This is a genomic window from Aliiroseovarius sp. PrR006 (assembly GCF_010500215.1).
Lineage (GTDB): Bacteria > Pseudomonadota > Alphaproteobacteria > Rhodobacterales > Rhodobacteraceae > Aliiroseovarius.
Genome location: NZ_JAAGOY010000011.1, coordinates 33,869 through 42,925, shown reverse-complemented (window position 1 = coordinate 42,925; position 9,057 = coordinate 33,869). Strand labels below are relative to the sequence as shown.

18 protein-coding genes are annotated in these 9,057 nt (G+C 56.5%); 3 read left to right on the top strand and 15 right to left on the bottom strand.

The window, feature by feature from the left end:
- Positions 1-568: 568 nt before the first annotated feature.
- The 14 genes from G0Q00_RS15540 to G0Q00_RS15475 form a co-directional block, all read right to left on the bottom strand.
- Complete coding sequence (locus G0Q00_RS15540) at positions 569-715, bottom strand: hypothetical protein (RefSeq protein ID WP_163040986.1); 147 nt, start codon at positions 713-715, stop codon at positions 569-571.
- A 116-nt stretch (positions 716-831) separates the two neighbouring features.
- Positions 832-1,143: a hypothetical protein gene (locus G0Q00_RS15535; protein ID WP_163040984.1), complete on the bottom strand. Its 312-nt coding sequence runs from the start codon at positions 1,141-1,143 to the stop codon at positions 832-834.
- 126 nt (positions 1,144-1,269) lie between these two features.
- Positions 1,270-1,458 carry a 50S ribosomal protein L30 gene (rpmD, locus tag G0Q00_RS15530; protein ID WP_108857538.1) on the bottom strand — a complete coding sequence of 63 codons (189 nt, stop codon included), beginning with the start codon at positions 1,456-1,458 and terminating at the stop codon, positions 1,270-1,272.
- A gap of 13 nt (positions 1,459-1,471) precedes the next feature.
- A complete protein-coding gene (gene rpsE / locus G0Q00_RS15525; protein ID WP_133484939.1) occupies positions 1,472-2,035 on the bottom strand; it encodes a 30S ribosomal protein S5 in 564 nt (187 codons plus the stop codon).
- Positions 2,036-2,164: 129 nt separating this feature from the next.
- On the bottom strand, positions 2,165-2,524 hold the full coding sequence (rplR, locus tag G0Q00_RS15520; RefSeq protein ID WP_163040982.1) for a 50S ribosomal protein L18: 360 nt from the start codon (positions 2,522-2,524) through the stop codon (positions 2,165-2,167).
- A 12-nt stretch (positions 2,525-2,536) separates the two neighbouring features.
- The gene (gene rplF / locus G0Q00_RS15515; protein ID WP_163040980.1) at positions 2,537-3,070 is read right to left on the bottom strand and encodes a 50S ribosomal protein L6; all 534 of its coding nucleotides are present in this window, start codon (positions 3,068-3,070) and stop codon (positions 2,537-2,539) included.
- A 10-nt stretch (positions 3,071-3,080) separates the two neighbouring features.
- On the bottom strand, positions 3,081-3,473 hold the full coding sequence (gene rpsH / locus G0Q00_RS15510; RefSeq protein ID WP_163040978.1) for a 30S ribosomal protein S8: 393 nt from the start codon (positions 3,471-3,473) through the stop codon (positions 3,081-3,083).
- A gap of 12 nt (positions 3,474-3,485) precedes the next feature.
- On the bottom strand, positions 3,486-3,791 hold the full coding sequence (gene rpsN / locus G0Q00_RS15505; protein ID WP_142854829.1) for a 30S ribosomal protein S14: 306 nt from the start codon (positions 3,789-3,791) through the stop codon (positions 3,486-3,488).
- Between the two features lie 19 nt (positions 3,792-3,810).
- Positions 3,811-4,374 carry a 50S ribosomal protein L5 gene (gene rplE, locus G0Q00_RS15500; RefSeq protein ID WP_163040976.1) on the bottom strand — a complete coding sequence of 188 codons (564 nt, stop codon included), beginning with the start codon at positions 4,372-4,374 and terminating at the stop codon, positions 3,811-3,813.
- A complete protein-coding gene (gene rplX, locus G0Q00_RS15495) occupies positions 4,374-4,679 on the bottom strand; it encodes a 50S ribosomal protein L24 (RefSeq protein ID WP_163040974.1) in 306 nt (101 codons plus the stop codon). Before rplX ends, rplE begins: the two co-directional genes overlap by 1 nt.
- A 1-nt stretch (position 4,680) precedes the next feature.
- Positions 4,681-5,049 carry a 50S ribosomal protein L14 gene (gene rplN / locus G0Q00_RS15490; RefSeq protein WP_007118848.1) on the bottom strand — a complete coding sequence of 123 codons (369 nt, stop codon included), beginning with the start codon at positions 5,047-5,049 and terminating at the stop codon, positions 4,681-4,683.
- A gap of 88 nt (positions 5,050-5,137) precedes the next feature.
- On the bottom strand, positions 5,138-5,368 hold the full coding sequence (gene rpsQ, locus G0Q00_RS15485; RefSeq protein ID WP_108857546.1) for a 30S ribosomal protein S17: 231 nt from the start codon (positions 5,366-5,368) through the stop codon (positions 5,138-5,140).
- 14 nt (positions 5,369-5,382) lie between these two features.
- The gene (gene rpmC / locus G0Q00_RS15480) at positions 5,383-5,583 is read right to left on the bottom strand and encodes a 50S ribosomal protein L29 (protein ID WP_108857547.1); all 201 of its coding nucleotides are present in this window, start codon (positions 5,581-5,583) and stop codon (positions 5,383-5,385) included.
- 182 nt (positions 5,584-5,765) lie between these two features.
- A complete protein-coding gene (locus G0Q00_RS15475) occupies positions 5,766-6,650 on the bottom strand; it encodes a cyclopropane-fatty-acyl-phospholipid synthase family protein (RefSeq protein WP_163040972.1) in 885 nt (294 codons plus the stop codon).
- 120 nt (positions 6,651-6,770) lie between these two features.
- Between G0Q00_RS15475 and G0Q00_RS15470 the strand changes: the two genes are divergently transcribed.
- From G0Q00_RS15470 to G0Q00_RS15460, 3 genes are all read left to right on the top strand, one after another.
- Positions 6,771-7,394 carry a TIGR02466 family protein gene (locus G0Q00_RS15470; RefSeq protein WP_163040970.1) on the top strand — a complete coding sequence of 208 codons (624 nt, stop codon included), beginning with the start codon at positions 6,771-6,773 and terminating at the stop codon, positions 7,392-7,394.
- A 176-nt stretch (positions 7,395-7,570) separates the two neighbouring features.
- Positions 7,571-7,909, top strand: coding sequence for an excinuclease ABC subunit A (locus G0Q00_RS15465; protein ID WP_239058497.1), 339 nt, complete (start codon positions 7,571-7,573; stop codon positions 7,907-7,909).
- A gap of 66 nt (positions 7,910-7,975) precedes the next feature.
- Positions 7,976-8,557 (top strand): hemerythrin domain-containing protein, encoded by a 582-nt coding sequence (locus tag G0Q00_RS15460; protein WP_163040968.1) that lies wholly within the window; start codon positions 7,976-7,978, stop codon positions 8,555-8,557.
- Positions 8,558-8,660: 103 nt separating this feature from the next.
- Here the strand turns inward: G0Q00_RS15460 and G0Q00_RS15455 are convergent, their stop codons facing one another.
- Positions 8,661-9,005, bottom strand: coding sequence for a RidA family protein (locus G0Q00_RS15455; RefSeq protein WP_163040966.1), 345 nt, complete (start codon positions 9,003-9,005; stop codon positions 8,661-8,663).
- Positions 9,006-9,057 lie beyond the last annotated feature (52 nt).

Genomic DNA, 9,057 nt, shown 5'->3' with positions numbered 1-9,057 from the left:
GTCCCGTTGTGCGCCTCAGCGCCGCCGGTGAAGTGGGTTCTAAGGTTACTGGACCGGACCCGCAAGCGCTTTTTTCAGAAAAATGTCATATTGAGCGATTTTTCTCGTATGACCCTTATAAATAAGGGGTTTACGAAGCTAACTTTCTTTTACTCATCTTCGATCTTGAGGGCTAAACCCGCGCTCAGAGCCGGAATCACAGGAGCAAACAGGGGCGAAGCAGGGTGTGGAACCGATTTTTGGCGAGACTCGGCCTGCAATTCCTCTGAATCGGGACGGAATCGCGCGACTCGTCTGGCGACTCGCCGAGTCGCCCGCCAAATGTAACCTGCCGCTCCCCTGCCGCGAGCCTGTTCTCAATCCACTCGGGCGCTACGATGAGGGCTGGCTTCACATCAGAAGAGTCGAAGTCGCGTGTCGAATTCTGCCACCTGCAGATCAGCAAGGATCAGGAGCCTCGCCAGTCACAAGCGAATGACGCGCATTATCGACCAGCTCCAATCCCAAAAAGAAAAACCCCCGGGGGCAGATGCCACCGAGGGTTTGTCCGGGAGAATGTCTAAAGCGCTTAGCTTTTGTTGCAGTCCTTCATGAACTCGGTCCAAGTCGGGGTGCAATCCGAGTTCATGAAACGACGAACAGCGGTCTGCACAGCAACGAAAAGGTCAGCAATGGCGGAAGCCAGCGGGGTCACGGGATTGATCAGAGCGTTCATCTTGGCGGTCCTTAACAGGGTAATGTAGAGTTGCCGCCGTGATAGAAGGGGGCAGGCCAAACAACCACCGCTGAATCGGAAAGCCTGAGTTGCAGGGGATGCATGGGTGGTGATGTTTAGGGCTGAATTGTCTCCAACCAACCAGCCCACCCATCTGGAATGGCAGTTGCCATGAGGTACGCTTGCCTATCTTCTTTAGGCAATGAGAGAAACCATTCCCGGAAATAGTCCAGATACGATTCACCTGCCCCCATGCGCCATCCCATACTCACGCGCGAATAGTTGGGAAACTCCTGCCATGGAGGTGCGAGCGGTCGTGGTAAAGCATCAAGCGCCTTTTGCATGGCCTGCGACTTCTCCTTGAGCATCGCCAACAGTTCCGGTGGAAGAGTTTCGCCCTCAATCTTCCAGTTTTTCTCACCACTCATAGCGCATCCCAAACATCTGATAGCCCAAAGGTAGCCCCATGGACGCCGGAACAGAAGATACAAAAACACCCCGGCCATTTCTGATCGGGGTGCTCGAATTCTTCAGAAGAAAGTCTAAGCCGAGGCTCAGCCTTTTTCCTCGATGATCTCAACCATGTGCGAGATCTTGGAGATCATGCCGCGCACTGCGGGGGTATCTTCAAGCTCACGGGTTTTGTGCATCTTGTTCAGGCCCAGACCGATCAGCGTAGCGCGCTGGTCTTGGGGGCGACGGATCGGCGAACCGACCTGCTTTACAACGATGGTTTTAGCCATTGGTCAGATCTCCTTACGCGTCTGCGGCTTCAGCCGGAGCGTCCGACTTAGCACCCAGAATGTCAGCAACCTTTTTGCCACGACGCTGAGCGACCTGGCGGGGGCTGGCTTCTTTTTTCAGACCGTCGATGGTGGCGCGGATCATGTTATAGGGGTTCTGCGAGCCGATCGACTTCGACACAACGTCCTTGATGCCCAGCATCTCGAATACGGCACGCATCGGACCACCGGCGATGATTCCGGTACCTTCAGGTGCAGTACGCATGATCACTTTACCAGCGCCGTGACGACCTTCGGCGTCGTGGTGCAGGGTGCGGCCCTCTTTCAGAGGTACGCGGATCATCTGGCGCTTGGCTTGTTCGGTGGCTTTGCGAATGGCCTCGGGCACTTCTTTCGCTTTACCTTTACCAAAGCCGACGCGGCCTTTTTGGTCGCCAACAACGACCAGAGCTGCGAAGCCGAAGTTTTTACCACCCTTGGTGGTTTTCGACACGCGGTTGATCGCTACCAGGCGATCTGCAAATTCCGGAGCTTCGTCGCGTTCGCGGCGGTTCCGGCGGTTTTCACGTTCTGCCATGAGAACATCCTTTCATAGGCGGCGTCTTGCGCCGTGTAACTCAATCCCAGTGAACGCGCCCCGAATATTCAACGCGTGTCCCCGGATCATCGGAAGGGCAGCGGATCACCACTGCCCCTCTCAAAGTTCTTAGAACTTCAGGCCACCTTCACGAGCAGCGTCGGCCAGAGCCTTCACTTTGCCGTGGAACAGGAAGCCGCCGCGGTCGAAGTAGCATTCTTCGACGCCAGCTTTTTTCGCACGTTCGGCAATCGCGGCGCCCACTTTGGAAGCGGCCTCCACGTTGTTCTTGCCAACAACACCAAGTGCTTTTTCCAGCGACGAAGCCGAAGCAAGGGTAGTCCCCTGAACGTCGTCGATGATCTGAACACTGATGTTTTTCGACGAGCGGTGCACCGAAAGGCGCAGCTTGCCGACATTGTGCTTGCGAAGTTTGTTCCGGACGCGCAGGCGGCGCTTGAGGAACAGGGTCCGTTTGCTGTTTGCCATCTGTCTGGTCCTTTACTTCTTCTTACCTTCCTTGCGGAAGATATACTCGTCTTTGTATTTGATACCTTTGCCCTTGTAGGGCTCGGGCTTACGCCATTCGCGGATGTTGGCCGCGGTCTGGCCGACGAGTTGTTGGTCGATGCCTTCTACGATGATGATCGTCGGCTTCGGAGCGGTGACAGTGACACCTTCCGGAGCAACGAAATCAACATCGTGCGAGTAGCCAAGGTTCAGCTTCAGGGTGTTGCCCTGCATCTGAGCACGATAACCAACACCGTTGATTTCCAGCTCTTTCTTGAAGCCTTCGCTTACGCCGGTCACCAAGTTGGCAACCATCGTGCGGCTCATGCCCCACTGCTGACGTGCACGCTTCGACTTGCCGCGCGGTTCAACCGACACGCTGTTGTCTTCAATCGCGATGGTCACATCATCTGTGGCGGTGAAAGTGAGGGTTCCCTTGGGGCCCTTCACTTCTACGGTCTGGCCCGACAAGCTGGCAGTTACGCCAGAGGGCAGCTCGACCGGTTTTTTACCAATACGAGACATAGAGACCTCCTTAGAAGACGGTGCAAAGCACTTCGCCACCAACATTCTGGTTGCGAGCGTTTGCATCGGACATGACGCCTTTCGGGGTCGAAACGATCGACACACCCAGACCCTGACGGACCTGCGGGATGTCTTTCGAACCCATATAGACGCGACGACCAGGCTTCGATACTCGCTTCAATTCGCGAATAACGGGCGTGCCGTCGTAGTATTTGAGGCTGATTTCAAGAGTGGGAAGCCCACGCTCGTCAGTGCCATTTTCGTAGCCGCGGATGTAGCCTTCGTCAGCCAGTACATCCAGAACCCAGCCGCGCAGTTTCGACGCTGGGGTCGAAACGGTGGACTTGCCACGCATGTGAGCGTTGCGGATACGGGTGAGCATATCGCCGATAGGATCGTTCATATCTTCTCTCCCTTACCAGCTCGATTTCACCATGCCGGGGATCTGGCCAGCAGAGCCAAGTTCCCGCAGCGCGATACGCGAAACTTTCAACTTACGATAGTAAGCGTGAGGACGACCGGTCAGCTGGCAGCGGTTGTGCAAGCGGGTGGCCGACGAGTTACGCGGCAGTTTTGCAAGTTTCAGGCGGGCGGTGAAACGCTCTTCCATCGACTTGCTTTCGTCGTTTGCGATCTCTTTCAGCGCAGCACGCTTAGCAGCATATTTTGCCACCAGCTTTTCGCGCTTCTTCTCGCGTTCGATCATTGCTTTTTTAGCCATGTCTTTTCCTTCCCGCGGATCAGCTGTTGAAGGGCATGTTGAAGTGCTTCAACAGGCTCTTTGCTTCCGCGTCGGTTGCAGCGGTGGTGGCAATCACGATGTCCATGCCCCAGGTCTCATCAACTTTATCAAAGTCGATTTCTGGGAACACGATGTGCTCTTTCAGGCCGGTGGCATAGTTGCCACGACCGTCAAACGAGGTTCCCGATACGCCGCGGAAGTCGCGGATACGGGGCATCGCGATGGTGATCAGGCGGTCCAGGAATTCATACATCCGTTCGCCGCGCAGGGTCACCTTTGCACCGATGATCATACCTTCACGCAGACGGAACGGAGCGTGCGACTTGCGCGCTTTCGTACCAACGGCCTGCTGGCCGGCGATTTTGGTCAGATCTTCGATTGCTGACTTGGCTTTTTTCGAGTCCTTAACGGCCTCAGCGCCACAACCAATATTCAGAACGATTTTGTCCAGACGCGGGATCTGCATGTCGTTCTTGTAGCCGAATTCCTCTTTCAGGGCGGCACGGATGCTGTCCTGATAAACGGTCTTCAGGCGGGGGGTGTAGTTTGCGGTATCCAGCATCAGACAGTCTCCCCAGTGGTTTTGGCGAAACGCACTTTCTTGCCGTCTTCCTCGCGGAAGCCAACGCGCGTTGCTTTGCCGTTCTTGTCCAGAAGGGCCAGGTTCGACAGCTGGATCGGCATCGCTTGCGGGATGCGGCCACCTTGTGCGTTCTGGCTCTGACGGGTGTGGCGGATTGCGATGTTCACACCATCAACGATGGCTTTGCCAGCTTTCGGGTCAACCGACGAAATCTCGCCCTGTTTACCTTTGTCTTTGCCGGCCAGAACGACAACCTTGTCGCCTTTTCTCAACTTAGCAGCCATCTTACAGCACCTCCGGAGCCAGCGAGATGATCTTCATGAAGTTCTTCGCGCGCAGTTCGCGAACAACCGGTCCGAAGATACGGGTGCCCACGGGCTCGTTGTTGTTGTTCAGGATGACAGCAGCGTTGCGGTCAAAACGGATTGCGGTACCGTCGTCACGACGGACCTCTTTGGCGGTGCGAACGACGACGGCCTTACGGACGTCACCTTTCTTTACGCGACCGCGCGGGATGGCTTCCTTAACCGAGACAACAATGATGTCGCCAACGGATGCGTATTTACGCTTGGAACCACCCAGAACCTTGATGCACTGAACACGGCGAGCGCCGCTGTTGTCAGCTACATCCAGATTGGTTTGCATCTGGATCATGTGGTTTCTCCCGACCTTTGGGGCGCCGATGCATGGCGGAACCCCCAGGGTTTCGACTTGTTAAGTCGTCCGGGAAGGTAAGTTAAACTTAGCCTTCCAGAACTTCCCAACGCTTGGTTTTCGACTTCGGTGCACATTCGATGATGCGAACCTTATCGCCTGCCTTATAGGCATTCTGTTCGTCGTGAGCGCGATATTTCTTCGACTTACGAACGGTTTTCTGAAGCAGCGGGTGCTTGAAGCGGCGTTCAACCGAAACAGTCACGGTTTGCTCGTTTGCGGCGCTGGTTACAACACCATTCAGGATACGTTTGGGCATACTCTCAGCTCCTCTTACTCAGCCGCAGCTTTGGCTTGTTCGCTCAGGATGGTTTTCACGCGCGCAGCGTCGCGGCGTACTTTACGCATCTGAGAAGTGTTTTCGAGGGCGCCGGTGGCCTGCTGAAAACGCAGGTTGAAGCTTTCCTTTTTCAGCTCTGCCAGCTTTTCGCGCAGCTGGTCAGGAGACTGATCACGCAGTTCCTTGGCGTTCATTCGCCTTTTCCTTTCCTTGCACCAGAGAGCTCTTCCCGTCTTAGCGGAAGGTCACCCTATGTCTGGTGGGTTATATGCAATACACACGAATCCCGTTACCGGGAATCCGCGCGATGTGCGTCTATAGGGTGGTTAGGCCTTGGGGGCAAGGGAAAGTTTGCATTTCCCGCAAGATGAAATTCCTACCTGATCCTTCGCCCCGGATGCAAAGAGATGGGCATTCCAGGCGCCACATCCAACTCCAGCTTGAACCCGTATTCCAAGAGAAGTTCACCAATCTCTTCTTCGTCCCAAACCCGGCCACCGGATATGCAGGTCTGGAGACCGTTAAGCGCGCGCATCAAAGGGTCATCGGAAAGACGATAATTGCCGACGATAAGGAACCCACCTGGGCGAAGGGCGCGACACAGGCGAGGCATTGCTGCACGCAGGGCGCTCTCGGGAATGAACATCATCGGGACAAATATGACGTCATAACGCTCCTCTTCATCAAGCTCAGTGACATTCTTGTCGAGAAACCTGACCCGGTCGGAGACCTCGCTATTGGCCAGATTGATCTGAGCGCGCTCCAGAGCAGGAGGTAAGATCTCGAGGCCATCGACATGAATATGCGGCCAACTTTCAGCCAGCGTGATTGAAATCCAGCCAACCCCGCTGCCGACGTCCAAAATCCTGGCTCCACCTTCAAGTAGGGCCCGGAATTCAGTATCTTCCTGTGCGTGAGCATTGAGGAAGCGCGTTACGGCTCTGGATGACTTTCCTTGGGCCTCAAGAACCGTCGGATCGGAATAGTCCCAATTGCCAGGCTTGTCCGGGTGCGCAACAAGGTCAAAAACCCGACTGAGATTGCCGTAAGCCGTCGCCCAAAGGAACGACAACTCTTCCGCTGAAAGGTCATCGAAAAAAGCAGGATCAACAGCATCGACGACTTGTTCCAAAGCGGTATGCGTATTGGGATCAGCGACAATCGCTCCGGACTTGATCTTGGCCAATGCTCCAAGTGCGGCCAGTGTTTCCGTCGATCGGATCAATGCCTGAATTTCTTTCAGCGCGTCAGCGTATGCCATCGGCTCCCCCCTACCTTATTTATACCAAGGTTGCGCGAGCAGATTGGCTGCGTCAATATCGCTGCCCCTTTCACCAAACTCAAGCTCGCGCTTCAGTCCCGAATCCGCTATCCCTGCCTCATGGCCAATATCTCTTCCCTCTTCGTGACCCGCCTTTACCATGCTCAACTGTCCGAGTTTGACCCCAAGGTCAGCCAAGACGAGCTTTATGACAGCTGCTATTCCATCGCCGAGGATGACGAGGCGGGGCAGGAATGGTGCGAGGCCGAGGGTTATCCCGGTTACACCTCTTACGCCTCCCTGACCGACCTGCCCTGGCGCTTCCCGATCTTCAAGGATCTGGTCGACAGCCTGGACAAGCACGTCGCCGCCTTTGCCGAGGATCTGGAATTCAATCTGGATGGGCGTGAATTGGTGCTCGAGGATATCTGGATCAACATCCTGCCGCCCGGCGGCTATCACTCGGCGCATATCCATCCGCATTCGGTCATTTCCGGCACCACTTATCTGGCCCTGCCCGAAGGTGCCGGTGCCCTGCGGTACGAAGACCCGCGCCACGCCCGCATGATGGCCGCCCCGCCCCGCCACAAAAACGCGCGCGAAGAGCTGCAGAGCTTCATCACCAAGCGTCCGTCCGAGGGTGACGTGCTGCTGTGGGAAAGCTGGCTGCGCCACGAGGTGATGCAGAACACCGGCGAGGAAGAGCGCCTGTCGGTGAGCTTTAATTACAAGTGGGGCGAGTAACGGCCCGCGCCTCTCCCATCGAACGACACCAAACCGCGCCCACCCGGCGCGGTTTTGCTTTTGACCTGCCAAGATCGGCAAATCCCCGCGCCAGATCCCACTGATATTGGATAACACTGGCGGTGCGGATAGCATCATGCTCAACACGCGACACACTCTGCAACACGGGAATGACCATGAAAACACCCCTTAAAGCCGCCCTGATCCTCGCCCTATTGCCCATGATGGCGGGCGCCTCTTTCGCAGGGAATGGAAAAGGCAACGGCGTCGGAAACGGTGGCTGCCCTCCGGGGCTCGCCAAGAAGAACCCGCCCTGCGTCCCGCCCGGATTGGCGAAACCGAAAGAGGGGGATTACGTTCATGATTATGACTATCGTCCCATCACGGATTATGACCGCTACCGCCTTGATCCCGAGTACAGCTACTATCGCGTGGGCGAGATGATCTATCGCGCGGATCCCACCACGTTCCAAATTCTCGAGATCATCGGCCTGATGGACGAGCTGCTGCGCTAACCCGCGAAGTTGCAATCCTCGGCGCGGCACCTATCTGCTCTGCATTGCGCCGCGACCGAGGACATCATGAGCACACTCAGCACCACACCCCTTGCCGACCTGACGGTCGACTACGGCACCCGCCCGACCATGCCCGCCCTGCCCGACGCGACGGACACGGATCGGCACATGGGGCGGCGGTTGGCGGCCATCCATAGGATGCATCTGAATGATGTAGGCCGGATCGGCATCGTGCTGGATCGGATCGAGGCGGGTGAGGCCTCGGGGCGCGACCTATCAGACGCGGTGACATCGGCCGAGTTCGCACAAAACGTCCGGCAGTTCGGCTCGCTCTGTGGGCGGGAATGCAAAGTGCTGAACTTTCACCACGACGCCGAGGAATACAGCCTGTTCCCGCAACTGGCCGGGCAAGGCAACGATGCCCTACGTGCGGTCGTCGACCGGCTGAAGGAAGAGCACAAGGTCGTGCATGAACTTCTGGTCCGACTGGAACGCGCCGCCATGGCGCTGATGTTCGAGGTGGACACCGAGAAGTTCGACGAAGCCCGCGCGGTGTTTCGGCAATTGGAAACCGTGGTGCACTCGCATTTCGGTTATGAAGAGACCCAGCTGGAAGAGGCCATTGGGGTGTTCAGGGTCGGCGTTTAGCCTACCCACTCGGCGCAATTTCATCAGGGCGTAGACGGCTTCGAAAGAAAAGGGCAAACGGCGGATACCGGCTGCCCTTCTTTAAGATCGCGCAGACACGAGATTACTCTTCGTACGCCGCGTCTACGATGATTTCGACCTTCAACTCGGGCCGGGCCAACTTGGCTTCACCGCAGGCGCGCGCAGGCGCGTGCCCCTCGGGAACCCACGCGTTCCAGACCTCGTTCAGTCCTGCAAAGTCGCTCATATCTGCCAGCCAAATGGTGGCGCGCAGCATGTGTTCGCGCGACGATCCGGCTTTTTCCAGCAGGGCATCCAGACGACGCAAGCATTCTGCGGTCTGCTCTTGAATGGTTTCGCCCTCGCCCACCTGACCGGTGATATAGGCGATGCCCTTGTACTTCACGATTTTCGAGGAGCGCACCCCGGTTTCAATACGTTCAATCATGCCCTGTCCTTCCATTCGCATGCATGTCCTTCCCCCCTGAGATCAGTGGTTT

Bases quoted from the DNA above. Each gene is read 5' to 3' on its own strand.
- rpsN (WP_142854829.1), bottom strand. From the start codon at position 3,791: ATGGCTAAAAAAGCAATGATCGAACGCGAGAAGAAGCGCGAAAAGCTG.
- G0Q00_RS15465 (WP_239058497.1), top strand. From the start codon at position 7,571: ATGAAAACACCCCTTAAAGCCGCCCTGATCCTCGCCCTATTGCCCATG.
- G0Q00_RS15470 (WP_163040970.1), top strand. From the start codon at position 6,771: ATGGCCAATATCTCTTCCCTCTTCGTGACCCGCCTTTACCATGCTCAA.
- rplR (WP_163040982.1), bottom strand. From the start codon at position 2,524: ATGGCAAACAGCAAACGGACCCTGTTCCTCAAGCGCCGCCTGCGCGTC.
- rpmC (WP_108857547.1), bottom strand. From the start codon at position 5,583: ATGAACGCCAAGGAACTGCGTGATCAGTCTCCTGACCAGCTGCGCGAA.
- rpmD (WP_108857538.1), bottom strand. From the start codon at position 1,458: ATGGCTAAAACCATCGTTGTAAAGCAGGTCGGTTCGCCGATCCGTCGC.
- G0Q00_RS15455 (WP_163040966.1), bottom strand. From the start codon at position 9,005: ATGATTGAACGTATTGAAACCGGGGTGCGCTCCTCGAAAATCGTGAAG.
- G0Q00_RS15475 (WP_163040972.1), bottom strand. From the start codon at position 6,650: ATGGCATACGCTGACGCGCTGAAAGAAATTCAGGCATTGATCCGATCG.
- G0Q00_RS15460 (WP_163040968.1), top strand. From the start codon at position 7,976: ATGAGCACACTCAGCACCACACCCCTTGCCGACCTGACGGTCGACTAC.
- rplE (WP_163040976.1), bottom strand. From the start codon at position 4,374: ATGCTGGATACCGCAAACTACACCCCCCGCCTGAAGACCGTTTATCAG.
- rpsH (WP_163040978.1), bottom strand. From the start codon at position 3,473: ATGAACGATCCTATCGGCGATATGCTCACCCGTATCCGCAACGCTCAC.
- rplN (WP_007118848.1), bottom strand. From the start codon at position 5,049: ATGATCCAGATGCAAACCAATCTGGATGTAGCTGACAACAGCGGCGCT.
- G0Q00_RS15540 (WP_163040986.1), bottom strand. From the start codon at position 715: ATGAACGCTCTGATCAATCCCGTGACCCCGCTGGCTTCCGCCATTGCT.
- rplF (WP_163040980.1), bottom strand. From the start codon at position 3,070: ATGTCTCGTATTGGTAAAAAACCGGTCGAGCTGCCCTCTGGCGTAACT.
- rpsE (WP_133484939.1), bottom strand. From the start codon at position 2,035: ATGGCAGAACGTGAAAACCGCCGGAACCGCCGCGAACGCGACGAAGCT.
- rplX (WP_163040974.1), bottom strand. From the start codon at position 4,679: ATGGCTGCTAAGTTGAGAAAAGGCGACAAGGTTGTCGTTCTGGCCGGC.
- G0Q00_RS15535 (WP_163040984.1), bottom strand. From the start codon at position 1,143: ATGAGTGGTGAGAAAAACTGGAAGATTGAGGGCGAAACTCTTCCACCG.
- rpsQ (WP_108857546.1), bottom strand. From the start codon at position 5,368: ATGCCCAAACGTATCCTGAATGGTGTTGTAACCAGCGCCGCAAACGAG.